Source organism: Pseudomonas sp. ICBG1301 (assembly GCF_016918385.1).
GTDB lineage: Bacteria > Pseudomonadota > Gammaproteobacteria > Pseudomonadales > Pseudomonadaceae > Aquipseudomonas > Aquipseudomonas palleroniana.
In genome coordinates, this window is the sequence record NZ_JAEKGB010000002.1 from 69,263 (window position 1) to 95,200 (window position 25,938).

General features: G+C 60.0%; 26 protein-coding genes. 15 read left to right on the forward strand and 11 right to left on the reverse strand.

Annotated elements, in window-relative coordinates:
* Window positions 1-145 precede the first annotated feature (145 nt).
* The 10 genes from JBE38_RS04340 to JBE38_RS04385 all read left to right on the forward strand — a co-directional run bounded on the left by JBE38_RS04340 (window position 146) and on the right by JBE38_RS04385 (window position 9,965).
* Window positions 146-1,036 (forward strand): NAD(+) kinase, encoded by an 891-nt coding sequence (locus tag JBE38_RS04340; protein WP_003217892.1) that lies wholly within the window; start codon window positions 146-148, stop codon window positions 1,034-1,036.
* Entirely contained in the window at window positions 1,033-2,007 is a 975-nt protein-coding gene (locus JBE38_RS04345; protein WP_412458323.1) for a metallophosphoesterase, read from the forward strand. Before JBE38_RS04340 ends, JBE38_RS04345 begins: the two co-directional genes overlap by 4 nt.
* Window positions 2,004-2,873 (forward strand): rhomboid family intramembrane serine protease, encoded by an 870-nt coding sequence (locus JBE38_RS04350; RefSeq protein WP_205343666.1) that lies wholly within the window; start codon window positions 2,004-2,006, stop codon window positions 2,871-2,873. The genes JBE38_RS04345 and JBE38_RS04350 overlap by 4 nt, the downstream gene beginning before the upstream one ends.
* A 14-nt stretch (window positions 2,874-2,887) precedes the next feature.
* Entirely contained in the window at window positions 2,888-3,148 is a 261-nt protein-coding gene (locus JBE38_RS04355; protein WP_060757109.1) for a YeaC family protein, read from the forward strand.
* Window positions 3,145-3,975 carry a DUF2797 domain-containing protein gene (locus tag JBE38_RS04360; protein WP_090371477.1) on the forward strand — a complete coding sequence of 277 codons (831 nt, stop codon included), beginning with the start codon at window positions 3,145-3,147 and terminating at the stop codon, window positions 3,973-3,975. The genes JBE38_RS04355 and JBE38_RS04360 overlap by 4 nt, the downstream gene beginning before the upstream one ends.
* Before the next feature lie 13 nt (window positions 3,976-3,988).
* Entirely contained in the window at window positions 3,989-6,646 is a 2,658-nt protein-coding gene (gene pepN / locus JBE38_RS04365; protein WP_205343667.1) for an aminopeptidase N, read from the forward strand.
* A 435-nt stretch (window positions 6,647-7,081) separates the two neighbouring features.
* Entirely contained in the window at window positions 7,082-7,798 is a 717-nt protein-coding gene (locus JBE38_RS04370) for a helix-turn-helix transcriptional regulator (RefSeq protein ID WP_060757106.1), read from the forward strand.
* Window positions 7,799-7,850: 52 nt separating this feature from the next.
* On the forward strand, window positions 7,851-8,186 hold the full coding sequence (locus tag JBE38_RS04375; protein WP_060757105.1) for a nuclear transport factor 2 family protein: 336 nt from the start codon (window positions 7,851-7,853) through the stop codon (window positions 8,184-8,186).
* Window positions 8,187-8,201: 15 nt separating this feature from the next.
* A complete protein-coding gene (zapE, locus tag JBE38_RS04380; RefSeq protein ID WP_205343668.1) occupies window positions 8,202-9,323 on the forward strand; it encodes a cell division protein ZapE in 1,122 nt (373 codons plus the stop codon).
* 150 nt (window positions 9,324-9,473) lie between these two features.
* Window positions 9,474-9,965, forward strand: a complete 492-nt coding sequence (locus JBE38_RS04385) for a GNAT family N-acetyltransferase (protein ID WP_090371465.1) — start codon at window positions 9,474-9,476, stop codon at window positions 9,963-9,965.
* A 100-nt stretch (window positions 9,966-10,065) separates the two neighbouring features.
* On the opposite strand, the gene JBE38_RS04390 is transcribed toward JBE38_RS04385, so the two are convergent.
* The 3 genes from JBE38_RS04390 to JBE38_RS04400 all read right to left on the reverse strand — a co-directional run bounded on the left by JBE38_RS04390 (window position 10,066) and on the right by JBE38_RS04400 (window position 12,523).
* A complete protein-coding gene (locus JBE38_RS04390) occupies window positions 10,066-10,287 on the reverse strand; it encodes a hypothetical protein (RefSeq protein ID WP_205343669.1) in 222 nt (73 codons plus the stop codon).
* A 158-nt stretch (window positions 10,288-10,445) separates the two neighbouring features.
* The gene (locus JBE38_RS04395) at window positions 10,446-12,188 is read right to left on the reverse strand and encodes a phosphoethanolamine transferase CptA (protein WP_090371463.1); all 1,743 of its coding nucleotides are present in this window, start codon (window positions 12,186-12,188) and stop codon (window positions 10,446-10,448) included.
* 158 nt (window positions 12,189-12,346) lie between these two features.
* Window positions 12,347-12,523, reverse strand: coding sequence for a DUF6026 family protein (locus JBE38_RS04400; RefSeq protein ID WP_158510695.1), 177 nt, complete (start codon window positions 12,521-12,523; stop codon window positions 12,347-12,349).
* A 269-nt stretch (window positions 12,524-12,792) separates the two neighbouring features.
* Between JBE38_RS04400 and gnd the strand changes: the two genes are divergently transcribed.
* From gnd to JBE38_RS04415, 3 genes are read left to right on the forward strand one after another with little or no spacing between them, the layout of a single operon-like run.
* The gene (gene gnd / locus JBE38_RS04405) at window positions 12,793-13,776 is read left to right on the forward strand and encodes a phosphogluconate dehydrogenase (NAD(+)-dependent, decarboxylating) (RefSeq protein ID WP_090371461.1); all 984 of its coding nucleotides are present in this window, start codon (window positions 12,793-12,795) and stop codon (window positions 13,774-13,776) included.
* Window positions 13,773-15,296 (forward strand): glucose-6-phosphate dehydrogenase, encoded by a 1,524-nt coding sequence (zwf, locus tag JBE38_RS04410; protein WP_090371459.1) that lies wholly within the window; start codon window positions 13,773-13,775, stop codon window positions 15,294-15,296. The genes gnd and zwf overlap by 4 nt, the downstream gene beginning before the upstream one ends.
* Window positions 15,293-16,117 (forward strand): HAD family hydrolase, encoded by an 825-nt coding sequence (locus JBE38_RS04415; protein ID WP_090371457.1) that lies wholly within the window; start codon window positions 15,293-15,295, stop codon window positions 16,115-16,117. The genes zwf and JBE38_RS04415 overlap by 4 nt, the downstream gene beginning before the upstream one ends.
* 66 nt (window positions 16,118-16,183) lie before the next feature.
* Here JBE38_RS04415 and JBE38_RS04420 read toward each other — a convergent pair whose 3' ends face one another.
* Window positions 16,184-16,444, reverse strand: coding sequence for a hypothetical protein (locus tag JBE38_RS04420; RefSeq protein ID WP_025857279.1), 261 nt, complete (start codon window positions 16,442-16,444; stop codon window positions 16,184-16,186).
* A 346-nt stretch (window positions 16,445-16,790) separates the two neighbouring features.
* Between JBE38_RS04420 and JBE38_RS04425 the strand changes: the two genes are divergently transcribed.
* Window positions 16,791-18,116: a sigma-54 dependent transcriptional regulator gene (locus JBE38_RS04425; RefSeq protein WP_090371455.1), complete on the forward strand. Its 1,326-nt coding sequence runs from the start codon at window positions 16,791-16,793 to the stop codon at window positions 18,114-18,116.
* A gap of 104 nt (window positions 18,117-18,220) precedes the next feature.
* Here JBE38_RS04425 and JBE38_RS04430 read toward each other — a convergent pair whose 3' ends face one another.
* The 7 genes from JBE38_RS04430 to JBE38_RS04460 form a co-directional block, all read right to left on the reverse strand.
* On the reverse strand, window positions 18,221-19,522 hold the full coding sequence (locus JBE38_RS04430; RefSeq protein WP_090371452.1) for a hypothetical protein: 1,302 nt from the start codon (window positions 19,520-19,522) through the stop codon (window positions 18,221-18,223).
* A 47-nt stretch (window positions 19,523-19,569) separates the two neighbouring features.
* Window positions 19,570-20,313: a hypothetical protein gene (locus tag JBE38_RS04435; protein ID WP_090371450.1), complete on the reverse strand. Its 744-nt coding sequence runs from the start codon at window positions 20,311-20,313 to the stop codon at window positions 19,570-19,572.
* A 37-nt stretch (window positions 20,314-20,350) separates the two neighbouring features.
* Window positions 20,351-21,031: a C39 family peptidase gene (locus JBE38_RS04440; protein WP_090371448.1), complete on the reverse strand. Its 681-nt coding sequence runs from the start codon at window positions 21,029-21,031 to the stop codon at window positions 20,351-20,353.
* A 61-nt stretch (window positions 21,032-21,092) separates the two neighbouring features.
* Window positions 21,093-21,839 carry a hypothetical protein gene (locus JBE38_RS04445; RefSeq protein ID WP_090371446.1) on the reverse strand — a complete coding sequence of 249 codons (747 nt, stop codon included), beginning with the start codon at window positions 21,837-21,839 and terminating at the stop codon, window positions 21,093-21,095.
* A 67-nt stretch (window positions 21,840-21,906) separates the two neighbouring features.
* Window positions 21,907-22,458, reverse strand: a complete 552-nt coding sequence (locus tag JBE38_RS04450; RefSeq protein WP_060757205.1) for a hypothetical protein — start codon at window positions 22,456-22,458, stop codon at window positions 21,907-21,909.
* A complete protein-coding gene (locus JBE38_RS04455; RefSeq protein ID WP_090371444.1) occupies window positions 22,458-22,907 on the reverse strand; it encodes a hypothetical protein in 450 nt (149 codons plus the stop codon). Before JBE38_RS04455 ends, JBE38_RS04450 begins: the two co-directional genes overlap by 1 nt.
* Before the next feature lie 317 nt (window positions 22,908-23,224).
* The gene (locus JBE38_RS04460; RefSeq protein ID WP_205343670.1) at window positions 23,225-24,226 is read right to left on the reverse strand and encodes a FecR family protein; all 1,002 of its coding nucleotides are present in this window, start codon (window positions 24,224-24,226) and stop codon (window positions 23,225-23,227) included.
* Between the two features lie 662 nt (window positions 24,227-24,888).
* On the opposite strand from JBE38_RS04460, the gene JBE38_RS04465 reads away from it, so the two are divergent.
* Entirely contained in the window at window positions 24,889-25,917 is a 1,029-nt protein-coding gene (locus tag JBE38_RS04465; RefSeq protein WP_060757090.1) for an Ldh family oxidoreductase, read from the forward strand.
* The last annotated feature ends 21 nt before the right edge of the window (window positions 25,918-25,938 follow it).

Here is a 25,938-nt window from a genome sequence, read left to right on the forward strand (position 1 = left end):
GGTCCGAGCATAGCCTTTTACGCACCGGGCAGGTGGCTGAGAACCGTTGTCATCATGGTCGGGCAGCGACAAAGGGTTTTGCCTGGCGCGGCCTTTCGCCCATAATCGTTGTTTTTCGCCATACCCTACATCCCGCAGGAGCCCCATGGAGCAATTTCGCAATATCGGCATTATCGGTCGTCTGGGCAGTACCCAGGTGCTGGACACCGTCCGCCGGCTGAAAAAGTTCCTGCTGGAACGCCACCTGCATGTGATCCTCGAAGACACTATCGCTGAAATCCTGCCGGGCCATGGCCTGCAAACCTCGTCGCGCAAGATGCTCGGCGAAGTGTGCGACATGGTGATCGTGGTCGGCGGCGACGGCAGCCTGCTCGGCGCGGCCCGGGCGCTGGCGCGGCATAACGTGCCGGTGCTGGGGATCAACCGGGGCAGCCTGGGCTTCCTGACCGATATCCGCCCGGATGAGCTGGAAGTCGAAGTGGCCAAGGTGCTCGACGGCCATTACCTGGTGGAAAACCGCTTCCTGCTGCAAGCCGAAGTGCGCCGCCACGGCGAAGCCATCGGCCAGGGCGATGCCCTGAACGACGTGGTGCTGCACCCGGGCAAATCCACGCGCATGATCGAGTTCGAGTTGTATATCGACGGCCAGTTCGTGTGCAGCCAGAAGGCCGACGGACTGATCGTCGCCACGCCCACCGGCTCCACGGCATATGCGCTTTCGGCCGGTGGCCCGATCATGCACCCCAAGCTCGATGCCATTGTGATCGTGCCGATGTACCCCCATATGTTGTCCAGTCGGCCGATTGTGGTCGATGGCAACAGTGAGCTGAAGATCGTGGTATCCAAAGACATGCAGATCTACCCGCAAGTCTCCTGCGACGGGCAGAACCATTTTACCTGCGCTCCCGGTGACACCATCACGGTGAGCAAGAAGGCACAGAAGTTGCGCTTGATCCACCCGCTGGATCACAACTACTACGAAGTGTGCCGTACCAAGTTGGGCTGGGGCAGCCGCTTGGGGGGTGGAGGCGACTGATGCTCGATCCCGCGCGTAGCTACGACCTGATTGGTGACGTGCACGGTTGCGCCCATACCCTCGAGCACTTGCTCGACCGGCTGGGTTACCACAAGCAGGGCGGCACCTGGCGCCATCCCACGCGTATGGCGGTGTTCCTCGGCGATATCATCGACCGCGGCCCCCGCATTCGCGAGGCGTTGCATATCGTCCACGACATGGCCGAAGCCGGCCAGGCGTTGTGCGTCATGGGCAACCACGAGTTCAACGCACTGGGTTGGACCACCCCGGCACCGCCAGGCAGTGGCAAGCAGTTCGTGCGTGAGCACAACCCACGGCATGCACGCTTGATCCATGAGACCCTGACCCAGTTCGAGCATCACCCGGCCGACTGGCATGACTTCCTTGGCTGGTTCTATGACATGCCGCTGTTTGTCGATGCCGGGCGTTTTCGCGTGGTGCATGCGTGCTGGGACGACAGTTTTATCCAACCGCTGCGGGCGACCTTCCCGGACGGCTGCATCGACCAGCACTTCCTGCAGGCCGCCGCCGTGCCCGGCAGTTTTGCCTGCAACGCCTTCGACCGCCTGCTGCGTGGCACCGATATGCGCCTGCCCGATGGGCTGACGCTGACCGGTGGCGACGGCCTGACGCGCTCGTTCTTTCGCACCAAGTTCTGGGAGGACGACCCCAAGACCTACGGCGACATTGTGTTCCAGCCCGACGCCTTGCCGGAGCCGGTGGCACGCACGCCGTTGTCGTCCACTGAAAAAAACTCCCTGCTGCGCTATGGCGTCGACGAGCCGTTGTTGTTCGTCGGCCATTACTGGCGCAGCGGCAAACCGGCGCCGATCCGCCCGAACCTGGCCTGCCTGGACTACAGTGCGGTGCTGTACGGCAAGCTGGTGGCGTATCGACTGGACCAGGAAACCCGGCTGGACCCCCGTAAATTTGTATGGGTCGACGTTGAGCGGCCTGAGGTTATTGCATGAGCACCGTTGCTGTATTGCGCTTGCCCTTGAGCGCCGACCTGGGTGGTTTCGTCAAACTGCTGCAACGCATGCAGGTGCCTCATCGCGTCAGCGAGGAGGGCGGTGAGCAGGTGTTGTGGGTGCCCGAGAGCATCAGCGACGACGTGCGCGTGTTGTATCAGCGCTTTCCCGCCGGTGATCCGGACCAGCAACTGGACATTCCCGAGCAGGCGCCCGTCACCCGCCCAGGCTTTGTCCAGCAACTGCGCATGAGCCCGGTGACCGCGCTGGTGCTGTTGGCTAGCATGATCGTGGGCGCGGTGACCCTGCTCGGTGAAAACCTGCAAGCCATGGCCTGGCTGACCTTCCTGCCGTTCCGGGTCATGGGCGAATACATCCAGTTCACGCCGCTGGCCGACAGCCTGGCCGCAGGGCAGTGGTGGCGGCTGGTCACGCCGATGCTGATCCACTTCGGCATCCTGCATCTGGCCATGAATGGCATGTGGTATTGGGAGCTGGGGCGCCGTATCGAGGTGCGCCAGGGCAGTATCAACCTGCTGGGCCTGACCCTGTTGTTCAGCCTGGTCTCCAATTACGCGCAATATGCCTATGGCGGCCCGGGCCTGTTCGGCGGGCTGTCCGGTGTGTTGTATGGCCTGCTCGGGCACTGCTGGATCTTCCAGTTATTGTCGCCCAACCCGGCCTATCGCCTGCCCCGTGGGGTGCTGGCAATGATGCTGATATGGCTGGTGCTCTGCATGTCGGGGCTGGTCTCGATGATCGGCTTCGGCGAAATCGCCAACGCGGCCCACGTGGGCGGCTTGGCCATCGGTTGCCTGACAGGTTTGCTGGGCGGGCTGTACAGCCGTCGCAAAGCGTCTATTTGATAAGGAAGAGCCTTATGTCCTCTTTTGCTGAAATGATCGAAAACATCACCCCGGATATCTACGAGAGCCTCAAGCTCGCCGTGGAAATCGGCAAATGGTCCGATGGCCGCAAGCTCACCGACGAGCAGCGCGAACTGTCCCTGCAGGCGGTGATCGCCTGGGAAATCCAGAACCTGCCGGAAGACCAGCGCACCGGCTATATGGGCCCGCAGGAATGCGCGTCCAAATCGGCGCCGGTGCCGAACATCCTGTTCAAGTCGGATGCGATCCATTGATTGAAATTGGTCGCGGTGCAGTCAGCAAAATGTCGGCGCAACTTGGTGAGCCGACTGTTCAGTATGCGTTTCGCCTGGGTGATACCGAGGTGCCGGTCAACCCGTTGATCGGTACTCACGTGCGCCTGGAGTACCTCGGCGCCATCCATTGCAGCCATTGCGGCCGCAAGACCAAGACCAGTTTCAGCCAGGGTTACTGCTACCCGTGCATGACCAAACTGGCCCAGTGCGACCTGTGCATCATGAGCCCCGAGCGTTGCCATTACGACGCCGGCACCTGCCGTGATCCAGGCTGGGGCGAAAAATTCTGCATGACCGACCATGTGGTCTACCTGGCCAATTCGTCGGGGATCAAGGTCGGCATCACCCGTGCCACTCAACTGCCAACCCGTTGGCTTGACCAGGGCGCTAGCCAGGCGCTGCCGATCATGCGCGTCGCCACCCGCCAGCAATCGGGTTTCGTCGAGGACCTGTTTCGCAGCCAAGTGGCCGACAAGACCAACTGGCGCGCGCTGCTCAAGGGTGACGCCCAGTCGGTCGACCTCAAGCAGGTGCGCGAAGAACTGTTCAGCGCCTGCGCCGACGGCTTGCTCGGTTTGCAGGAACGCTTCGGCCTGCAGGCCATCCAACCGGTGACCGACATCGAGCCCATCGAAATCCGCTACCCGGTGGAGCAATATCCCGCCAAGATCGTCAGTTTCAACCTGGACAAGAACCCGATTGCCGAAGGCACGCTGCTGGGGATCAAGGGCCAATACCTGATCTTCGATACCGGCGTTATCAATATTCGCAAATACACGGCCTACCAGCTCGCCGTGCATCAGTAGAAGGATGCCACCCATGCGCACCGAACAACCGAAGATGATTTACCTGAAGGATTATCAGGCGCCGGATTACCTGATCGACGAAACACACCTGACCTTCGAGTTGTTCGAGGACCACAGCCTGGTCCACGCGCAACTGGTGATGCGCCGCAACCCTGAGCGCGGCGCCGGCTTGCCGCCGTTGGTATTGGATGGCCAGCAGCTGGAGCTGCTGAGCGTGAACCTGGCCGACCAGGAATTGACTGACGCCGACTACCAGTTGACCGACAGCCACCTGACCGTGCACCCCAAGAGCGCCACCTTTACCCTGGACACCACGGTCAAGATCCACCCGGAAAGCAACACCGCGCTGGAAGGCCTGTACAAATCCAGCGGTATGTTCTGCACCCAGTGCGAGGCCGAGGGCTTTCGCAAGATCACCTATTACCTCGACCGCCCGGACGTGATGAGCACCTTCACCACCACGGTGATCGCCGAGCAACACCGCTACCCCGTGCTGTTGAGCAACGGTAACCCGATCGCCAGCGGCCCCGGTGAAGACGGCCGTCATTGGGCAACCTGGGAAGACCCGTTCAAGAAACCGGCCTACCTGTTCGCGCTGGTGGCCGGTGATCTGTGGTGCGTGGAAGACAGCTTCACCACCATGACCCAGCGTGAAGTGGCGCTGCGCATCTACGTCGAGCCGGAAAATATCGACAAGTGCCAGCACGCCATGACCAGCCTGAAAAAATCCATGCGCTGGGATGAAGAAACCTACGGGCGCGAGTACGACCTCGATATTTTCATGATCGTGGCCGTGAACGACTTCAACATGGGCGCCATGGAAAACAAGGGCCTGAACATCTTCAACTCCAGTGCCGTGCTGGCCCGTGCCGAAACCGCCACCGACGCCGCGCACCAGCGTGTGGAGGCGATTGTCGCCCACGAATACTTCCACAACTGGTCGGGTAACCGCGTGACCTGCCGCGACTGGTTCCAGCTGTCGCTCAAGGAAGGCTTCACCGTATTCCGTGATTCGGGCTTCTCCGCCGACATGAACTCGGCCACGGTCAAGCGCATTCAGGATGTGGCGTACCTGCGCACTCACCAGTTCGCCGAAGACGCAGGCCCGATGGCTCACGCCGTGCGCCCGGAAAGCTTTATCGAGATCTCCAACTTCTACACCCTGACCGTGTACGAAAAAGGTTCGGAAGTGGTCGGCATGATCCACACCCTGCTGGGGGCCGAAGGCTTCCGCAAAGGCAGCGACCTGTACTTCGAACGCCACGATGGCCAGGCGGTGACGTGCGACGACTTCGTCAAGGCCATGGAAGATGCCAATGGCGCCGACCTGAGCCAGTTCAAGCGCTGGTACAGCCAGGCCGGTACGCCGCGCCTGGCGGTCAGCGAGTCCTATGACGCCGCGGCCAAGACCTACAGCCTGACGTTCCGCCAAAGCTGCCCGCAGACGCCGGACAAGGTGGAAAAACTGCCGTTCGTGATCCCGGTCGAGTTGGGCCTGTTGGACGGCAAGGGCGCCGGCATTGCCTTGCGCCTGGCCGGAGAGTCGAGCGCTGCCGGCACCTCGCGGGTGATTTCGGTGACTGAAGCCGAGCAGACCTTTACCTTCGTCGATATCGCCGAACAGCCGTTGCCTTCGCTGCTGCGCGGTTTCTCGGCCCCGGTGAAACTGAGCTTCCCGTATAGCCGCGATCAGCTGATGTTCCTGATGCAGCACGACAGCGACGGCTTCAACCGTTGGGATGCCGGCCAGCAACTGGCGGTGCAGGTGTTGCAGGAACTGATCAGCCAGCATCAGGCGGGTCAGCCGCTGAAGCTGGATCAACGCCTGATCGAGGCCTTGCGCACCGTGCTGAGCGATGAGCGCCTGGATCAGGCGATGGTCGCCGAGATGCTGTCATTGCCGAGTGAAGCCTACCTGACGGAAATCAGCGAAGTGGCGGATGTCGATGCCATCCACGCGGCGCGTGAGTTTGCCCGCCAGCAGCTCGCCGAGCACCTGTTCGAAGCGCTTTGGCTGCGCTATCAGGCCAACCGTGCGCTGTCCCGACAGACCCCGTATGTGGCGGCCGCCGAGCACTTTGCACGGCGTGCCTTGCAGAACATCGCGCTGTCGTACCTGATGCTCAGCGGCAAGCCCGAAGTGCTGGCGGCCACCCTGGAACAGTTCGACGCCTGCGACAACATGACCGAACGCCTGACGGCGTTGGCGGTACTGGTCAATTCGCCGTTCGAAGCGCAGAAGGCCCAGGCACTGGCGGTTTTCGCGGAAAACTTCAAGGACAACCCGCTGGTCATGGACCAATGGTTCAGCGTGCAGGCCGGCAGCACCTTGCCGGGCGGTCTGGATCGGGTCAAGGCGTTGATGGAGCACCCTGCGTTCAACATCAAGAACCCGAACAAGGTGCGGGCGCTGATTGGCGCGTTCGCCGGGCAGAACCTGATCAACTTCCATGCGGCCGACGGTTCGGGTTATCGCTTCCTGGCGGACTTGGTGATCCAGCTGAACAGTCTCAACCCGCAGATCGCTTCGCGCCAACTGGCGCCGCTGACACGCTGGCGCAAATATGACGACACCCGCCAGGCGCTGATGAAGGCGCAGCTGGAGCGCATTCTTGCGTCCGGCGAGTTGTCGAGTGACGTATTCGAGGTGGTCAGCAAGAGCCTCGCATAACGCAGCTAACCCTTGTAGTGAGCGGGCTTGCCCCGCGCTGGGCGGCGCAGCCGCCCCAACAAGGACGCCGCAGTGTTTCAGAAAAACCGAGGTGTCTGGTTATAGGGCGGCTGCGCCACCCAGCGCGGGACAAGCCCTAATGGCTGTCAGTTTAGGCTTAACGCGGTCATTGTGGGAGGGGCGGTGCGACGATTCGACTTGCTCCCGATGGACTGCGTAGCAGGCCCATTTTTGAGGCCGCTGCGCGGCCTATCGGGAGCAAGCCCCCTCCCACAGGTTATCCATCGTCCGCTCTATCTCTTAACTGACAGGCATTAGGGCAAGCCCGCTCACTACAGGCGGGGTGGGGGTGGATGAAGTAAGCCATCGGCTGCTGCCATTTTCTGACAGGGGCCTCTGCTAAGCTGCTGCACTTTTCGCTTTGCCGGGGTCGATATGTCGCGTACCACTCGTCTACTGACGCTGCTCCAAGCCCTGCGGGGCAAGAAACGGCCGGTGACTGCTGCTGTGCTGGCTGCGCAATTGGAGGTTTCGGAGCGCACGCTGTACCGCGATATCGCCGAATTGACGGCATTGGGCGCGCCGATTTTTGGCGAGGCGGGGGTAGGGTATGTACTGCGCGCCGGTCTGTTTCTACCGCCCTTGATGCTCAATGCCGAGGAAACCGAAGCCATCGTGCTGGGCCTGCGTTATGTCGACCAGCGCGGCGATGACGTGCTGAGCCGCGCTGCCGCCAACGCCCTGGCGAAAATTGCGGATGTGCTCGACCCCGCCGCCCAGGAAGCGTTGCGCAACCCGACGCTCTTGCCCGGGCCGCCGGGTTTCGGCTACCCGGAAAACCGCGTGCCGCTCAACGTGTTTCGCGAAGCCATCAACCATCAAGCCAAGTTGCACATCGACTACGCCGATGCCAGCCAGACCCAGAGCCAGCGCCTGATCTGGCCGCTGGCGCTGGGTTTTCTCAATGAGGTGCGGGTCATTGTGGCGTGGTGCGAGTTGCGCGGGGCCTATCGGACCTTTCGTACCGACCGTGTGGCTGCTGCGGCGAACCAGGGCGAGCGCTACCCAGGGCGACGCAGTGACCTGCTGCGAGGTTGGCGCAAGCTGATGGAACAACAGGCATCCGCGCCCTTTACTCCTGACAAAAGCTGACACAAACCTGGCTTAGCATGGCGCCATAAATCACCAAAAAAGGAGCTGTGCCATGTCCCTTCCTGAGTTGGCCCCGGCCATCGCGGCCTATATCGAGGCGGCCAATACCTACGACACTTCGGCGGTTGCCCAGTGCTTTGCCGACGACGCCAACGTATTCGATGAAGGCGAGCATCAGGTCGGCACCGCCGCCATTGCACGATGGATGGAGGACACCGGGCGTCGCTACCAGCCTCGGGTCGAGGTACTCAAGGTTCAACACCGCACCGGCAAGGTGCTGGTCAGCAATGTGGTGCATGGCAATTTCCCCGGTAGCCCGCTGGAGCTGCGCTACACCTTTCGCCTCAACGAGCAGGGCAAGATTTCACGGTTGGATATCTCGCTGTAAGTCATACTGGCGGCCATGACATTCGACTCGCCGCTCGCCGCTTACCAACACGCCATCAACCAGCAAGGTTTCGTGCCCGACGACGCCCAGTGTCGGGCGGTGGACGCCTTGCAGGCTTGCCACGCAGCCTTGCACCAAGGCCGCTCGCCCATCACCGGGTTTTACCTGTGGGGCCCGGTGGGGCGTGGCAAGACCTGGTTGATGGACCAGTTCTACCAGAGCCTGAAAGTACCTGCCCGGCGCCAGCATTTTCATCACTTCATGGGGTGGGTGCATCAACGCCTGTTCCAGCTCACCGGTATTCAAGATCCCTTGCAGGCATTGGCTCGCGAGTTGAGCCGCGAAGTGCGTGTGCTGTGTTTTGATGAACTGTTCGTCAATGACATCGGTGACGCGATCATCCTCGGTCGTCTGTTCCAGGTGATGTTCGAGGAAGGGGTAGTGATGGTCTGCACGTCCAACCAGCCGCCGGAGCAACTGTACGCCGATGGTTTCAATCGCGAACGCTTCCTGCCGGGTATCGAGGCCATCAAGCGGCATATGCAGGTGGTGGCAGTGGACGGCGCTGAAGACCACCGTTTGCATCCGGGAGCCGGCCTGCAGCGTTATTGGGTTAATCAGCCGGAGGCGCTTGCCACGCTGTTCAAGCAATTGAGCGAAGGGCAGGTGGTATCCGACGGGCCGCTCAGCGTGGGCCACCGAAGTCTTGCGGCCGTGCGCTTCAGCGACAGCGTAGTGTGGTGCCGCTATGCCGATCTGTGCGAGCAACCACTGTCGGCAATGGACTTCATGCTGTTGTGCGATCGGTTCAAGGCCATTCTGCTCGGTGAGGTTCCCTGCCTGAGTGCGCAGACCCGGCCGGGCCGCATCGCCCGTGGCACCGAAGATGGTGCGCAGCGTGTCGAAGCCGGAGATCGCGAATTACCGGCCCTGTCGGTGCACGATGACAGCGTGCGGCGCTTCATCGCGCTGGTGGATGAGTGCTACGACCGCAAGGTGCCGCTGTTTATCGAGGCGCAGGTGCCGCTGCAGCAGCTCTACACCGAGGGCTACCTGGAATTTGCGTTCCGGCGCACCTTGAGCCGCTTGCAAGAGATGCAGTTGCAGCGTTTCGGCGCCGGGGAAAAATCCACTTAAAACGTAGTTGGTGCTTTTTGGAAACGCACAACCTTCGTGCTTTCTGTCGGGCATTTGTAGTTAATCTCCTTCATCTGCGTCCGGCTCCACGCTTACAATCCTCGTTCTCAAAGGGAACCGGTTCCCTTGTTGTCGCGATCGAGGAAGGCAATGGACACCCCAGATATCCTGGTGCTGCAAGCCAGCTACACAAACCCTGTGCACGCCGAGGCCATTGGCCAAGTGCTTAATCACTACGCGCAGGACCCGATGGGCGGAGGCCATGCCTTGCCGGCCGACCTGTTGGAGCAACTGCCTGCCGAATTGGCCAAGCGCCCCCACGCATTCAGCGTACTGGCGTTTGTCGGTGGCGAGCCGGCGGGGTTGGTCAATTGCTTTGAAGGTTTCTCGACCTTCGCCTGTCGCCCGTTGGTCAATGTCCACGACGTCGTGGTGATGCAGGCGTTCCGTGGCTTGGGGCTGAGCCAGAAAATGCTGCAGAAGGTTGAAGAGATCGCGCGTCAACGCGGTTGCTGCAAGATCACTCTGGAAGTGCTGGAGGGTAACGCCGTCGCGCAATCGGCGTATCGCAAGTTTGGCTTTGAAGATTCGGTCTTTGATCCGGCCCACGGTCGCATGTTGTTCTGGAAGAAGTCGCTTTAATAAACGCAGGCATAAAAAAGGCGCCATCAAGTGGCGCCAAGTTAACCTTTGCCACAGGAGCGAAGTGGCACAGGGGTATACGGATTAAGTCAGCGTTAAATCAACTTTTCGGAAGCGACTCTGAACTATTCTGTTCAACGCTGGAGGCTTTTACCGACTTGCCATCGGCGGACGCAGTCTGTTCATTCGTGCCGTGGGTTTGCTGCTGGACCAGGTTGAAGTTGTTGTAGAACTCTTTCGAACGCTCTGAACCGCCTTCGGCAAAGGCAGCGGCGGAAGTCAGGGTCATCAGGCTGGCAAGCATTAAAGTCGAAAGTTTCATGGCAGTATTCCCGTTAAGAGTGAAAGGTATCCAGTCGTTCCGTGATTAGATTCATGGAGCGACTATGGACCTATCTTATTAACTGGGGGTTAACGCGGTGATGACCCGAAGTTAACGTTTTTGTTAACTTCGGGAGTATCGGAATAATCAGTCGATGATTACTTGAGAACGACGTCTGAAGCGTCCGCGGCTTTTGGCTTGAGCAAGCTGAAATCAATCAAGCTCTTCTGCTGGCGTGCATAGGGGTCGCCAATCAAGCGGGGGCGTGGCTTGAAGCTGTCGTTGACCAGGCTCTTGCTGCGGTCCCACTCATCGAAACTCAGCCCGGCCAGGTCGGCCCAGGTGTGGATCAGCTGTGCGCTGCTGTACGGGCGCTGCAAGTCTGCGGCGAAGCTCCAGTCGTGGGTTTCACGCCACTTGGGCGAGGCGTAGGCCATGAATGGAATCGTGTACATCGGCGCTGTCGGTTTGCCCTCGTTACGGCCCAGCGTGCTGTGTCCGGCCGAGTCGTAGACATCTTCACCGTGGTCCGACAGGTACAGCAGGAAACCGTTCGGATCGGTCTTGGCGTAGTCCTTGATCAGGCTCGAGACCACGAAGTCGTTGTACAGCACAGCGTTGTCGTAGCTGTTGTAGATCGGCAACTGTTCATCGCTGATGCCCTCGGGCACGCCCTGGCGATCGGTGAATTTCTCGAAGGTTTCCGGGTAGCGGTACTGGTAGCTCATGTGCGTGCCCAGCAGGTGCACCACGATGAACTTGCGCTCGGCGGTATCGGCCAGGGCCTTGGAGAAGGGTGCCAGCACGTCACCGTCGTATTGGCGAGCATTCTGGTTGCGGTTGTTGTTCAGGTACACCTGCTCGTCGGCCTGCTCGGAGAAGGTCGTGAGCATGGTGTTGCGCTTGGTCATGGTCTGCTGGTTGGTGATCCAGAAGGTCTTGTAGCCGGCCTGTTTCATCACGCTGACGATCGACGGCGTCTTGAGGTAAAGATCCGGGTTCTCTTCGTCGGCGAAGGTCAGCACCTGTTGCAGCGCTTCGATGGTGTAGGGGCGCGGGGTGATGACGTTATCGAACACGGCCAGTTGGTCGCGCAGCTTGTCCAGCTCCGGCGTAGTGTTGCGCGGGTAACCGTAGAGGCTCATGCGCTGGCGGTTGGTGGACTCACCGATGACCAGTACCAGGGTCGACGGTTGGCCGGCCATGGTGTCCTTGAGGTTTTTCAACGGGGGAATCTGGCTGGCACTGGTCAGCATGCCTTGCATGTTGTTCAGTTGCTCGGTGTAGCGGCGATAGGCAACGATCATCTGCCACGGCACCGCCGGCTCGATGCGGCTTTCGAAGCGCTCAATCGCTTGTTCCCGGGTGTCGCTGGTGGCGAACTGCTTGACCAGTGGGTAACCGACCACGGCTACGACGATCGCGACGGCGGCCAGTATCGACTGGCCACGAGGCAGGTAGACCGGGCGCAGGCGCGTCCACAGGAAAACCGCCATGGCGGTATGGGCGATGAACGCCAATATGATCCACCAGGCAAAGTATTGGGTGGCATATTCGCCGGCTTCAGAGATGTTCGACTCGAACATGATGAAGATGACGCTCTGGGAAAATTCCTGCTGGTAGATGAAGAAATAACCCAGGCTGGCCATGGAACATGCCCACAGCACGACACCGATCAAGGCGGCGAGCAGGCGCGTGCGGCGCGGGAACAGCAACATGGGTGCCAGCCACAGCGCGCTCAGGAAGAAGGCTTGCCGGAACCCACTGAAGCCGGACGTGCCGGTCAGTTGGATGAGTAGTTGGGTAATACCCGAGAAATACCAGAAAAACAGAAACAGCCAGCCCAGGCCGGCCCAATCAAAGCCTTTCGCAGTCGTCGTGCTGCGTTTGAACATCGCCATCCAGCGCCCCATCAGTCAATGATTGCCGCGCACACGCGCACGGCATCAGGCCGCTCGGTAAGTGAGCGGCATCGCGGGTCGGAAGTATCGGGACAGGTATGTGAAAACTTTGTGAGTTTTCTGTAGGCATTGCCTTGCAACGCTCTGGCGTGCGGCGCTTAGCAGAGTGCAGGCTTGGTGCCCGACGGCTGTTCCAGCTGGGCTTGCAGTTGCGAGCGTAGGCGCAGAACCTCTTGCTGCAACTGATCGCGTTCGTCTTTGAGCTGGCGCAGTTCATCTCGACGAACGGTGACGTAGAGGGTTTGCGGCGGTTTGGTCATTTGTACTGCGCTCATTGCTTACCTCGCAAATAGCCGGTAGATCGCGGTGCCGGAGTGCTCGGTTCGAGGTTCTCGGCATCAGTCGAGAGCAAGTCTGAATTCTTTTTTGGATCAAGGGAACTTTTTTATTTTTGGTGGTCGTGTGACTTTTGGTGGGGTGATGTTGAAACGATGGCGACTTTTTTGTCATGAAACTACACGGATCTGCTCTGGACTAATCCTCATTAGCCTCATTGCGCTATAAACTATGTCACACATTTTTTAGTAGTTAGGAGCATCAGCACATGCAACTGGGGATTATCGGACTAGGCCGCATGGGCGGTAACATTGCGCGGCGCCTGATGCTCAATGGGCATACCACCGTTGTATACGACCGTAACGAAGCATTCGTCAAAGGCTTGAGCGAGGAGGGCGCCACCGGCGTTGCCGACCTCAAGGCCCTGGTTGCCGGGCTGCAGAAGCCGCGTACCGTCTGGGTCATGTTGCCGGCAGGCGCGCCCACCGAAGACACCATCAACGAATTGAGCACACTGCTTGAAGACGGTGATGCCATCATCGATGGCGGCAACACCAACTATAAAGACGATGTGCGTCGCGCCAAGGCCTTGGCCGAAAAGGGCCTGCACTACGTCGACGTGGGCACTTCCGGCGGCGTCTGGGGCCTGGAGCGCGGTTATTGCATGATGATCGGTGGCGACGCGCAGACCGTGCAGCGCCTGGACCCGATCTTCAAGAGCCTGGCGCCGGGTCTGGGCAGCATCCCTCGCACCAAGGACCGCGCCGCCGATGCCGACCCACGTGCCGAACAGGGCTACATCCACGCCGGCCCTGCGGGCTCCGGCCACTTCGTCAAGATGATTCACAACGGCATCGAGTACGGGATGATGCAGGCGTTCGCCGAAGGTTTTGACATTCTCAAGACCAAGAACTCGGAAAACCTGCCGGAAGACCAACGCTTTGATCTCAACGTCGCCGACATCGCCGAAGTGTGGCGCCGTGGCAGCGTGGTCTCGTCGTGGTTGCTGGACCTGACCGCCGACGCCCTGGCCACCGACCCGAAACTCGACGGTTACTCCGGTTCCGTCGCCGACAGTGGCGAAGGTCGCTGGACCATCGAGGCCGCCATGGAGCAAGCGGTGCCGGTGCCGGTGCTGTCCACTTCGTTGTTTGCACGTTTCCGTTCGCGCCAGCAGAGCACCTACGGTGACAAAATGCTGTCTGCCATGCGCTTCGGCTTTGGCGGTCACGTGGAGACTTCCAAAAAATGACCGCCAACGGCAAGAAACCCAAGGCCGAACCCGCCCCGCCCACCACACTGTTTCTGTTTGGTGCCCATGGTGATCTGGTCAAGCGCCTGCTCATGCCGGCGCTGTATAACCTCAATCGGGATGGGTTGCTGGGCGATGGCCTGCGTATTGTTGGCGTTGATCACAATGCTATCAGTGACGCCGACTTCGCCAAGAAGCTTGAAGATTTCATTCGCACCGAGGCGGCAAGCAAGGTCAGGGGCAGTGCTGGAAACGCATTGGACCCTGAGCTGTGGGCGCAGCTGGCCAAAGGTATCAGCTACGTCGAGGGCGACTTCCTCGACGACGCGACCTACGCCGATATCGGCAAGAAGATCGCCGAAAGCGGCACCGGTAACGCGGTGTTTTACCTGGCCACCGCACCGCGTTTCTTCAGTGACGTGGTGCAGCGCCTGGGCAGCGCCGGGCTGCTCAACGAAACGGACGAGGCCTTTCGCCGTGTGGTCATCGAAAAACCTTTCGGTTCCGACCTGGCCACTGCCGAAGCGCTCAACGCGTGCCTGCTCAAGGTGATGAGCGAGAAGCAGATTTATCGCATCGACCATTACCTGGGCAAGGAAACGGTGCAGAACATCCTGATCAGCCGTTTCTCCAACGTGCTGTTCGAGGCTTTCTGGAACAACCATTACATCGACCACGTACAGATCACCGCCGCCGAAACCGTCGGCGTGGAAACCCGGGGTAATTTCTTCGAGAAAACCGGTACCCTGCGCGACATGGTGCCCAACCACCTGTTCCAGTTGCTGGCGATGGTGGCGATGGAACCTCCGGCAGCGTTCGGTGCCGATGCGGTGCGCGGCGAGAAGGCCAAGGTCGTCGGTGCCATCCGACCGTGGTCCCTGGAGGAAGCCCGGGCCAACTCGGTACGTGGCCAGTACACCGCCGGTGAGATCGGCGGCAAGTCGCTGCCCGGTTACCGCGAAGAGGCGAATGTCGCGCCCGACAGCAGTACTGAGACCTTCGTTGCCCTCAAGGTGATGATCGACAACTGGCGTTGGGTCGGCGTGCCGTTCTACCTGCGTACCGGCAAACGCATGAGCATCCGTGACACCGAGATCGTGATCTGCTTCAAGCATGCGCCCTATGCGCAGTTCCGCGACACCGAGGTGGATGAACTCAAGCCGACTTACCTGAAAATCCAGATCCAGCCCAACGAAGGCATGTGGTTCGACCTGTTGGCCAAACAGCCTGGGCCGACCCTGGAAATGGCCAATATCGAATTGGGCTTCGACTACAAGGACTTCTTCGAGATGCAACCGTCGACGGGTTATGAAACCCTGATCTACGACTGCATGACCGGTGATCAGACCTTGTTCCAGCGTGCCGACAACATCGAGAACGGCTGGCGCGCCGTGCAACCGTTCCTCGATGCCTGGAAAGAGGATGACGGCATCCAGGCCTACAAGGCCGGTGAAGACGGCCCGGCAGCCGCCGACGCCTTGCTGGCCCGCGATGGTCGTAGCTGGCACGCTCTGGGATGAATGACGCAGCGATTCATCCCATCCGATTCGTCTTGAGTGATATGGACGGGACGCTCTTGCGTCCCGATCATCAGCCCAGCCAACGCACCCTGGATACGGTACACGCGCTGCGCGATGCCGGCGTGCTCTTCAGCCTGGCCAGCGGGCGGCCGCCCAAGGCCATGTTGCATATGATCGAGGCCTTCGGGATCGATGTGCCGGTTGCGGGCTTCAATGGCGGCACGCTGATCAACCCGGACGGCAGCATCCTGGTCGCCCACCACTTGCCGGCGGAGGCGGCGTTGGTGACGTTGGCGCTGTTCTCCGGCGAGCCGGACGTAGAGGTCTGGGTATTTGCCGATGGCGACTGGTTGCGTCGCGACCCCCCAGGTCCGATGGTACAGCGTGAAGCCGATGGTCTTGGCTACGGTCCGAAAGTGGTCGAGAGCTTCGAGCCGTACCTGGATCGGGTCGACAAGATTGTCGCGGCCAGTCAAAACACCCAGTTGCTGGTGGAGCTGGAAGCACGCTTGCAGCCCAAGGTGCAGGGTTTGGCCCAGGTCTCGCGTTCGCAACCGGTTTATCTGGATGTGACGGCCATGCTGGCCAATAAAGGCGAAGCCTTGAAGACGTTGGCGGCGCACCTTGGCATACCGCTTGAGCAGACAGCCGCCATCGGTGATGGCGGCAATGACCCGGCGATGTTTCATGTGGCGGGTTTTTCGATTGCCATGGGCCAGGCGGAAGAAACCGTCAAGCGCCAAGCCAGTGTCGTCACCGGCAGCAATCTCGAGGATGGCGCGGCGCAAGCGTTTGAGCGCTTTATTCTCGCGGCGCGATAAACCCTTAAGTTCCAATGCCGAACTTGCGCTCGCTGTTCTACAGTGAGCGCAAGTTAGCGCAGCGGCTTACTTGGGCATTGCCCAGGACTGCAACTGGTAGCCATCTTTGTCGAGTTCAGCGCGGGCCTGCAACAACAAGTCTTCCAATTGTGCCGGGTCGGTGTAGGCGCTCGACGAAAGTTGTTTGCTGCCAATACGGGTATTAGTGCGGTCGATGACGCTCAGGCTGAGGGCACCATTGCCATCGTGCCAGGCTACGCACTGAAAGGGCTGGAAAGCACGGTCTGCGATCAAAAGAGCTTCGTTGATGCGGAGCGGGGCGTTCATGTGGGTCGTCTCTCTCAATGCCCATTCAAGTGAAATGCCGTCGGTTGGGCTGACCGTGCGGCGGGTTACTTGTACTGATGCACGATGGCGGGGTACGGGTCACATGTTAAAACAAGAAATTTCGACTTTTCCTGATTAGAGTCATGTAAGCGGCTGTTTTGAAAGCTGAATGAAAGTTTGCGCGCGCCGCAACTTTTTTGTAGATGCGCTGAGAAAGTGGCTTTTTGCCGCCTCCTTATAGCGAATTAGTACAAAGCCTGCGTCAAGATCTTGCTAGGGTTATCAGCAGCTGCCACAAACTATTGTTTCTAAATAACTTTAGTCATTTTGACGTCAGGGAATAGTCATGGTTGTTACACCTGTCCAGCGCCGCCTGCTCGTGGTTGACCCCTGTGACGATTGCCATGGGCTGTTACCCGGTTTACGCAGCGCCGGCTGGGAGGTGGACAGTTGCGACCTGGAAGCCGTGGGCGAGCGATCCTGCGATGTCGGCCTGCTGCGTTTGCACCCCTCGCACCTGGAACGCCCGGAGGCGGTCAAGGAGTTGATCAGCCGCAGCGGTACCGAATGGATCGCCGTACTCAGCCAGGATGTGCTGCGCCTGCAAAACGTCGGCGATTTTGTCTGTGAATGGTTTTTCGACTTTCATACCTTGCCGTTCGACGTCTCCAGGGTGCAGGTCACCCTCGGCCGTGCCTTTGGCATGGCGCGCCTGCGTGGCAAATGCCACGCGCGGGTCGACGAGCCCGAGCATGAGCTGCTCGGCGACAGCCGCCCGATCCGCGAGCTGCGCAAACTGCTGGCAAAACTGGCGCCCACCGAGTCACCGGTGTTGATTCGTGGTGACAGTGGTACCGGCAAGGAACTGGCGGCCAAGACCCTGCATCGCCAGTCACAGCGCCATGGCAAACCCTTTGTCGCCATCAATTGCGGCGCGATTCCCGAACATTTGATCCAGTCCGAGCTGTTTGGCCACGAAAAAGGTGCGTTTACCGGTGCCCATCAACGCAAGGTCGGGCGGATCGAAGCGGCCCACGGCGGCACGCTGTTCCTGGATGAGATCGGTGACTTGCCCCTGGAGTTGCAGGCCAACCTGTTGCGCTTCCTGCAAGAAAAACAGATCGAACGGGTGGGGGGCAGCCGGCCCATCCCGGTGGATGTACGGGTACTGGCCGCGACTCACGTCGACCTCGAAGCCGCCGTGGCAAAGGGCTCGTTTCGTGAAGATCTGTATTACCGGCTCAATGTGCTGCAGGTGGTGACTGCGCCGTTACGCGAGCGTCATGGTGATGTAGGGATGCTGGCCAACCATTTTTCGCATTTTTACAGTCAGGAAACCGGTCGTCGTCCGCGCAGTTTCAGTGAGGATGCGTTGGTTGCCATGGGCGAGCACCTGTGGCCGGGCAATGTGCGCGAGTTGGCCAACCGCGTACGGCGCGGCCTGGTGCTGGCGGAGGGGCGGCAAATCGAAGCCGCCGATCTGGGTTTGCAAAGCCGGCAGGCAATCGCGCCAGTGATGGCTACACTGGAAGATTACAAGCACCGCGCCGAACGCCAGGCGCTGTGCGATGTGCTCAACCGGTACAGCGACAACCTGAGTGTCGCAGCCCGTGTACTGGGCGTATCACGGCCAACGTTCTACCGGTTGCTGCACAAACACCAGATCCGCTAGGGCGGGTAAACCAAAAAGCCCCGCAACGACCCTTATCGTTGCGGGGCTTTTTCCTGTCGGGACTTTCCTTTTGAGTGTTCCAGGCTGCAAAGCAGCCCTTTGCGTCAGAAGTAGTACGGGAACTTCAGGCTGAAACTGAACGAAGGCGCATCCGGCGTGATGCCGATGGCCAGGTTCGGCACGATGGTCAGGTTGTCGGAGGCCGCAATGGTCATGCCCACGTTGAAGTAGCCGGCATTGGCATCGCTGGAGACTACCGACTGCCAGTCGCGGCCGTCCGGCTTGAGCTTGCTCTGGCGCTGCACGAGGTCGGACACCGAGAACGACATGCTCATCTTCTCGTTGAGCGCGAAGGCGACGCCGGCGCCGATCTGGAAGCTGTCGCCCAGGCGCACCTTGCCGCCCACTTTCTGGTTGACGTCGCTGCTGATATCGTCAAACGACTCCTCGAAATTGTGGGTGTAGGACAGCGAGCCAAACAACACCGCCGGGTCGAAGGTCTTGACCAGGGAAATACCAGGGGTGATCGACCAGACACCGTTACCCGTAGGCAGGCTTTCGGGCAGGAAAAGGTTGTCGTTGTCGGGTTGCTTGATCAGCTTGATGCCAAACGGGTCTTTACCCGTAGGTGCCTTGACCCGCAGAGAGACCACTGCATCCGGCAGGCTGGGAGTTTCGTCGAGGAATTTGTACGCCACGCCGAAGTTCACGTCACCCAGGGTTGGATTGCGGGTGACTGAAGCTTCCGATGTCGCGGTGGCATCGTTGCCGGCGCCGCTCGACTGGTAGGTCGACTCGCGGTACACCACCGGCGCGTTCACGTCGAACTGCCAACGGTTATCGACGTTGTAGCGCGCGGTCAGGTCAAGGGTCCAGCTATCGGACTTGATCCGGTCCAGGTTGAGATTGCCCAGGAAGATCGAATCCAGCGCCAGGAAACCGTTGAGGGTCAATTGGCGCGCATCGTAGCGGGCATAGGTAATGCCGGTTTCAACGCTGAACTTGCCATTGCCGAAAAAGCCGCTGGCTTCGTTATAAAGGTTGCTCACACTTTGCGCGGGGGCCGAATCATCCTTGAGAGACTGCCCGTAGGAACTGCCGCCGCCTGCCGCGCCTCCGGACGCCGCTGCGGCACCTGTGCCGGCGACAGCCGTGCCGCCTTTCTTGAAGTCGGCGGGCGACTTGACCAGGCGGCGCGGCGCGGGTGTTGCCGGTTGGTCTTCGACCTGGCGTACGCGCTGTTCCAGCACCGCGAGGGCTTTTTGCTGCACTTCGTAACGCTGTTTGAGCTCGAGGAGCTCCTGTTTGAGGGTTTCGACATCGGTATCTGACGCTGCATACAACATGGATGCGGGCAGGAGTGTACTCAAACAGACCACCGCACGTAGCGATAACGATCGTTGCATGAAATAAGCCGTCCTTTTAATGCTTAAGTGTCGAGGGTCAGCGTAGTTCAATAACCGAGATTGCGTAGGCCTTTGAGTTGATCCAAGTTGCAGTTCAACGCGCGATTGTTCAGACCATTGTTCATCACGACATTGAGCTGGGTCATGTTGTTGACGAAGTTGGAGTTGCCGGTCAATACCGTACCTTGCAACACATTCCCGCCGCCGATCTGCTGCAGGCTGTTGCCTTGGTTATGATTGGCCTGGATCGCCATCTGCAGGCCGCCGTTGTTGGCTGACACGCTCACGCGGCCTGCCGCGCTGTCGCCGGTGACGGTACCGCCGGCGACCAGCACTTGCCCCGATTGCACGGCATTGGAGGGGGCGAAGCCGTTCTGGCTGATGTTGATGCCCACATCGTTGTAGGCGGTGTTGCCATCGCCGGCTGTGCGTACGCTCTGGGTCACGCCCTGGCCGCTGCCTAGGCCCGCGCCGCCTACCACGTTGCCGGTACCGGTGTGCTGGTTAGTCCCGCTACCGGTGGCGCCGGTGGTCTGTACGTAGAACTGTGGGGTGATCGTGGTTTTATCGATTTGCATGCTGGCCTTGCCGGTAATGGTGTCGCCCACGGCGTTGGTCCAGGTGCTGCTCATCACAATGCCGAAGCTGATGATTCGCCCCGGCATTACGTAACGGCCACGCAGGTCGGCCATTTCCGAATCCTTGAGTTCGATCGGTTTGAACCCCGATGACGCATAAGCAGGCATTGCGGCTGCCAGACACAAGGCGGTCAGCCAGCGGGAAGTGTTCATCTTCAGCTCCTGGAGCGTCCTGCTCCTTATTGCGCTTCTAGAAGAAGTCGCTTTGGATAAAACCGAAGTCCATCAGCTCGGTATCGGCCAGAGGCTTGAACTTGTTCATCATGTTCCTGGCGGTCAGTGGGGTGGGCGGGTCGAGCAAGACATTGGTCTTGTCGTAACCCTCACCCAGCACGGCGAATACGATGCCGTTCCAGCCCTTGACGAAGTCGTCCTTCGAGTAGCGTTTATGGCCCAGCACCGGGTCGCCGATATACACCCAGTCCTTGTCGGCGCGCTGCATCACCACAAAATGCTTGTAGCCTCGAATTTCCAGCAATACCACTACGGGGATTCTCACCGTCACCAGCGTCTCAGGCGCAATTTTGTAGCCTCGGGCACGCATGCCGATGCTTTCGAGATAGCGCTTCATGTCCAGCATGGAAAAGCCCTGGGTACGCACCAGGTTCTGGTCGGCGGTCACCAGCATGCCTTTGATGACATGATCTTCGTCGACGTCCAGCCAATAGGCTTGGCGCAGGATGGTGGCGAGTGCCGCGGCACCGCAGCTGAAATCGGTTTTCTGTTCCACCAGGTTGGCGAAGCGCCGCTCACGAATACTCTCGACCTTCTTGAAGATGACTGCACCGCCAGGCATGGCGGAAACCGCCATGGTGCCCGCCCACGTAGGGCCGGTGAGCAGCATCAGGAGGGTGAGGGTCGCGAGGCGCATGATCGTATGACCTGTTGGACACTGGAATAAAAAAGGGCCTTGTTGCCAAGGCCCCATTGCATCAGAAGCGCACGCCGCTGGCGCAGACACTGCAACCCTGGCCGATCGACAGGCTGTTGCTGCCTTGGTTACCACCGCCCGATTGCAGGTTCACACCCACGTTACCGGAGTTGTGGTTAACCGAGTTGTCGAGGCTGGAGTTGTTGGACACGTATTGAGCCTTGCTGCCCCAGCCATAGCCATGGCTGGTAGCCGCGGCGTTGAGGTAGGTGTTGTTGAGCGAGTTTTGCTCGGTGTTGGAGGCTGCCGCGATGTTTTTACCATCGGCGGTGGTGATCGCCAGGTTGTTTTTACCCTGGTTGCCTTGCCCGGCCTGACCGTTGTAGCCCACGTTGCCGGAGTTATTGTTCACCGAGTTATCCAGCGACGCATTGTTTTGCGTGCCTTTGTTGGTGAAGGTGTTGTGGGTGCTGGCTTGATCCACGTCGATCACTGCAAATACCGTTGCAAAGTCGCCTTTGGCACTGGAGATAGCACCGGCGTTGTCAGCTTGGTTGCCCGAACCCGCCTGCGCGTTTACCCCAACGTTACCGCTGTTGTTGGTGACCGAGCCATCAGCCGAAGCATTGTTTTCGGTTTTGGTATCGTCGAATTTGTTGTGTGCACTTTTTTGCACGTCCGTCACGACGGAGGCAACAGTACCGGTGGGTTGAGGGGCAGGGTGCCAGCCACCCCCTGCTTGAGCAGCGGCAGCCATGAGTGCGGCGAGAGCGAAAACCAGTGGTTTCAGAGCCATTTGAGGTTTCATGGTGTTTCTCCTTGCTTCTAATTAGTTGGTTAAGTGTTGGTACGGTCTAACGTGTGCTACCAAGCGCTTACTTGATAGTGATGCCCAGGGTGTTAGCCACTCGGTTCCCCACCCCGGCACTCTGGTTCACCTGAATCACTCCTCGGCTGCCGGTGAAGGCCTGGTCGCTTGTCACGACCTGGCGGCTGCCAGTGGTGGGGGTGAGCCCTGAGTCGGTTGCCAGCGTCGTGGTGTTCTGTTGCAACAAGACGCTGTCGTCGATGCTGAGCGGGGCAGGGTTTACGCTGATCCGAACGGCATTGACTGATTGGTTATTGGCCCCGGCCGACTGGTTGAAGCCCAGTACACCGTTGCCGTTGCTGAAAGAGGTGCCCTGGATCGCCGCCTTGGCGTTCAAAGAGGGATCGACGCTGCCATCCATTCGCTGGATGTTGAGAGTGGTGGCCTGGCCGCCCAGGGTGACGGCGCGGTTGTTGGCCATCTGTTGCTGGTTGCCTGCAGCCTGGTTGATCGACAGGTTGCCGCCGTAGTCCTGCCCGCTGTTGTTGATTGTCGCGGTGTTGTCGGCCATGGCCGCAGCACTGCCCAGCAGGGCAAGTAGCACCAGGGAACGGTTCATCATTTGCCCCCCATCATGCTGCCGATGTTGTTCAGGGGGGCCATGCCGCGCTGGATCGAGTCGCTGATCTGCCCACCCACGCTGCTGCCTGCACCGTGACCGGCGGCAGAGCCGGCACCCAAGGTCGACATGCCGTTCTGAGTGGCTTGCAAGTGGGTCAAGTTGCTGCTGGATTGGACCGCTTGCACGATGCTCGAACCGCTGCTGATGCCGCCGATCGCCGCATCACTGAGCTCGCCCGTGGCGCCTATGACTTCCCGGCTTGGGTTGGCGTTGGCGGTGGTGGGGTAGGGGTCTGGCCCGAAAGGGGGGCGCCCATACATGTGACCTTGTACATCGCGGCCTGTCACGATAACGCCGTCACCCGCATAGCTCGGAACGCTGAGGCCGAAACTGAGTGCACAGCTGATCAGCAGCATGTTCATCGAAACTTGAGTGAGTGTGGCCACGGCGGCATTCCTTATTCTTCGCGCTGACCCTAAACAGCGCTGTAAGGAATAGAGCAGAAGCTGTGCCGCTTTTTATTTATCGTTGTTATTCAAAGGGTTGAGTTTTTTATAGGGCGAAGTGATGGCCAGGGTGTTTCATTGATGAAACAACAGCCCTCTGATGGGATATGCCCAGTCTTGTCTGAAGGTGTCTCAGCAATGAAACACTACGCATGACAAAACGATGAATTCGCCTAGAGTGGGCGATCCAGAGGCGCAAGGTGTTTCAAAAATGGACACTGCGGGCACGAACGAAGCGGCCTTGGCAGGTAGAAGGCTCAACCTTTGGGGGCTTTACGCGGGATGGAATTGAGGACGGGGTTGCCTTCCAGGTTCTGGGTCAGGTAGACCGGCAGCACTTTAGGCAGGGACGGGATGAGGTTGTTGACCTCGTTGATGTTGTAGATGCCACCGATGCGAATCGCCCCGGTACTGGCGTCCGCCAGCATCACCGGTTTGTCCAGGTAGCGGTTGATCAAAGGCAATGCGTCGGAAAGCGCCAGGTTGTCGAGGATCAGCTTGCCTTGGCGCCAGGCCAGCGCGGTATCGTCGGGGGCGGTTGCCTGCACGCGCGGTGTCGCGTCGCCGGGTTGATAGCTGGCCTGCATGCCAGGGTTCAGCGGTACGCTGGCGTGCAGGTTGTCGCTGGCGACCTGTACCGAGCCCTCCAACAGCGTCACCCGCACCTGGTCTTCATATTTCCAGACATTGAACTGGGTGCCGGTGACCCGCACCTGGCCTTCGCCGGCCTGCACGATAAACGGGTGGGCACGGTCGTGGCTGACGTTGAAGAAGGCTTCGCCTTTTTTCAGCGTGACCCGACGCTGGTCCTTATAGTTGCTGTAGACCAACTCTGTGCCCAGGTTGAGTTCCACCTGGCTGCCATCGCCCAAGGTGACCTGGCGCAACCCGTGCGTGGCGTCATAGCGTTCATAAGCGCTGGGCACCCAGCCCGCTTCCCAGCCGGTGAAGGCCGCCAGGGGCAATGCCACCAGGCTGATCGCCGCTGCGACCGCATAAGTGCGCCAACGGCTGCGTGGCTTGAACGGCAGCGGTACTGCCCCAGCGCTGGGCGCATGGCGTGGCAGGTGGTCGGCGACGTCCCAGATCTCCAGCATCGCGGCGTATTCAAAAGCGTGCAGGGGGTGGGCGTCGTGCCATTGGGCAAAAGCCTGACGTTCAGCGTGCGTGCAATCGCTGGCGTGCATGCGCATGCACCAATGCGCGGCCGCATCGGTGATGGCGTCATATTCGGCTTCTGAAAGGGACTTTTCGGTCATCAACTCATCCTGATTTCGCACATTCTAACCTCCGTAGCAGGATGACGAGAACTGCCATCATGGTGATTGCATTTCAATTGGGAGTGGTTCTCGTTTGTTGCCTTCCTGAGGCCTGGGTATCTCCATAACTCTGGTGCCAAGCTGGAACCTTGTGGCGAGGGAGCTTGCTCCCGTGGCAGTTTGTCAGCCGACCGGGATGTTAGGTAGATCGCGTACATATCCATTGCTGCGGTAACGGCGGCTTAGGGTTCCGCTCTTACAGCGGGTCACTTTTGGAAGGACCCAAAAGTAACCAAAAGGTCCTTGCCCCACCACTCGGCACCTCGCTCAGGCTCGGTGTGCCCGAACACAGGCTTGAATCCGTGGGCCACCGCCACGCGCCATCCATGGCGCGGGGCGGCTAACCCGGCGTCCTGCCGGGTTACCCACGGATTCAAGCCTGCGTTCGGCCAGCGTGGTTTAACGGGGCGCCTGAGATCAAGATCACAAGCAAGATCAAAAACACAGCAAACAGCGCGTCAGGGTCATCATTTGTGTAGATACCTATGCTTCTGAATGCACCGAAAAACGCAGGTTGACAGTGGGCTTGCCCCCCGGTGTTTAATCGTCGGCCTGGCTACCCAGTCTTGTTGCCCCTTCCAATCATAAAATCGGAGCTTCAGATGTCACAGGTCCATGAGCGGGCGTTGGTCCGCATCGGTTTTGCCGAGCTGGTGGCGTTGCTGCATCGGGTCTTCGTACTGCACGGTACCTCGCCGCAGGTGGCCGCGACCTTGGCCCGCAACTGTGCCGGCGCCGAGCGCGATGGCGCGCATAGCCACGGGATTTTCCGTATACCCGGTTATGTCAGCACCCTGGCCAGCGGCTGGGTAAATGGCAAGGCCGAACCGGTGGTTACCGATGTCGCCTCAGGTTTTGTTCGGGTGGATGCCGGCAATGGTTTCGCCCAGCCGGCGCTTGAGGCTGCGCGCCCGCTGCTGGTGGAAAAAGCCCGCAGTGCCGGAATTGCACTGTTGGCCATTCATAACTCCCATCACTTTGCCGCGTTGTGGCCGGACGTCGAGCCGTTCGCCGAAGAGGGCCTGGTGGCGTTGAGCGTGGTCAACAGCATGACCTGCGTGGTGCCCCATGGCGCCGACCGCCCGTTGTTCGGTACCAACCCGATTGCTTTCGCCGCCCCGCGTGCCGATGGCGCGCCGATTGTGTTTGACCTGGCGACCAGCGCCATCGCCCATGGCGATGTGCAGATCGCGGCACGCAAGGGCGAGCGCCTGCCGCCAGGCATGGGCGTGGACAGCTTGGGCCAGCCGACCCAGGATCCAAAGGCCATATTGGAAGGGGGCGCGTTGCTGCCCTTTGGCGGGCACAAGGGCTCGGCCTTGTCGATGATGGTGGAGTTGCTGGCGGCGGCCTTGACCGGCGGCAATTTTTCTTTCGAATTCAATTGGGCCGACCATCCGGGGGCACGTACGCCCTGGACGGGGCAGTTACTGATTGTGATCGACCCGAGCAAGACCGCCGGGCAAAGCTTTGCCGAGCGTAGCCAGGAATTGGTGCGCCAGATGCATGCGGCAGGGTTGCGGCGGTTGCCGGGGGATCGGCGTCATCGCACACGGGAGCGGTCGGACGCGCAGGGTATCGAGGTGGATGCCGAGGAGTTGGCGCGGCTGCGAGAGCTGGCCGGCGAATAAAACAGGCTGCGCCAGCGCTGG

Excerpts from the sequence above, each read along its gene's own strand:
- JBE38_RS04340 (WP_003217892.1), top strand. The coding sequence starts at position 146 with ATGGAGCAATTTCGCAATATCGGCATTATCGGTCGTCTGGGCAGTACC.
- JBE38_RS04350 (WP_205343666.1), top strand. The coding sequence starts at position 2,004 with ATGAGCACCGTTGCTGTATTGCGCTTGCCCTTGAGCGCCGACCTGGGT.
- JBE38_RS04355 (WP_060757109.1), top strand. The coding sequence starts at position 2,888 with ATGTCCTCTTTTGCTGAAATGATCGAAAACATCACCCCGGATATCTAC.
- pepN (WP_205343667.1), top strand. The coding sequence starts at position 3,989 with ATGCGCACCGAACAACCGAAGATGATTTACCTGAAGGATTATCAGGCG.
- JBE38_RS04370 (WP_060757106.1), top strand. The coding sequence starts at position 7,082 with ATGTCGCGTACCACTCGTCTACTGACGCTGCTCCAAGCCCTGCGGGGC.
- JBE38_RS04375 (WP_060757105.1), top strand. The coding sequence starts at position 7,851 with ATGTCCCTTCCTGAGTTGGCCCCGGCCATCGCGGCCTATATCGAGGCG.
- zapE (WP_205343668.1), top strand. The coding sequence starts at position 8,202 with ATGACATTCGACTCGCCGCTCGCCGCTTACCAACACGCCATCAACCAG.
- JBE38_RS04385 (WP_090371465.1), top strand. The coding sequence starts at position 9,474 with ATGGACACCCCAGATATCCTGGTGCTGCAAGCCAGCTACACAAACCCT.
- JBE38_RS04390 (WP_205343669.1), bottom strand. The coding sequence starts at position 10,287 with ATGAAACTTTCGACTTTAATGCTTGCCAGCCTGATGACCCTGACTTCC.
- JBE38_RS04395 (WP_090371463.1), bottom strand. The coding sequence starts at position 12,188 with ATGGCGATGTTCAAACGCAGCACGACGACTGCGAAAGGCTTTGATTGG.
- JBE38_RS04400 (WP_158510695.1), bottom strand. The coding sequence starts at position 12,523 with ATGAGCGCAGTACAAATGACCAAACCGCCGCAAACCCTCTACGTCACC.
- gnd (WP_090371461.1), top strand. The coding sequence starts at position 12,793 with ATGCAACTGGGGATTATCGGACTAGGCCGCATGGGCGGTAACATTGCG.
- zwf (WP_090371459.1), top strand. The coding sequence starts at position 13,773 with ATGACCGCCAACGGCAAGAAACCCAAGGCCGAACCCGCCCCGCCCACC.
- JBE38_RS04415 (WP_090371457.1), top strand. The coding sequence starts at position 15,293 with ATGAATGACGCAGCGATTCATCCCATCCGATTCGTCTTGAGTGATATG.
- JBE38_RS04420 (WP_025857279.1), bottom strand. The coding sequence starts at position 16,444 with ATGAACGCCCCGCTCCGCATCAACGAAGCTCTTTTGATCGCAGACCGT.
- JBE38_RS04425 (WP_090371455.1), top strand. The coding sequence starts at position 16,791 with ATGGTTGTTACACCTGTCCAGCGCCGCCTGCTCGTGGTTGACCCCTGT.
- JBE38_RS04430 (WP_090371452.1), bottom strand. The coding sequence starts at position 19,522 with ATGCAACGATCGTTATCGCTACGTGCGGTGGTCTGTTTGAGTACACTC.
- JBE38_RS04435 (WP_090371450.1), bottom strand. The coding sequence starts at position 20,313 with ATGAACACTTCCCGCTGGCTGACCGCCTTGTGTCTGGCAGCCGCAATG.
- JBE38_RS04440 (WP_090371448.1), bottom strand. The coding sequence starts at position 21,031 with ATGCGCCTCGCGACCCTCACCCTCCTGATGCTGCTCACCGGCCCTACG.
- JBE38_RS04445 (WP_090371446.1), bottom strand. The coding sequence starts at position 21,839 with ATGAAACCTCAAATGGCTCTGAAACCACTGGTTTTCGCTCTCGCCGCA.
- JBE38_RS04450 (WP_060757205.1), bottom strand. The coding sequence starts at position 22,458 with ATGAACCGTTCCCTGGTGCTACTTGCCCTGCTGGGCAGTGCTGCGGCC.
- JBE38_RS04460 (WP_205343670.1), bottom strand. The coding sequence starts at position 24,226 with ATGACCGAAAAGTCCCTTTCAGAAGCCGAATATGACGCCATCACCGAT.
- JBE38_RS04465 (WP_060757090.1), top strand. The coding sequence starts at position 24,889 with ATGTCACAGGTCCATGAGCGGGCGTTGGTCCGCATCGGTTTTGCCGAG.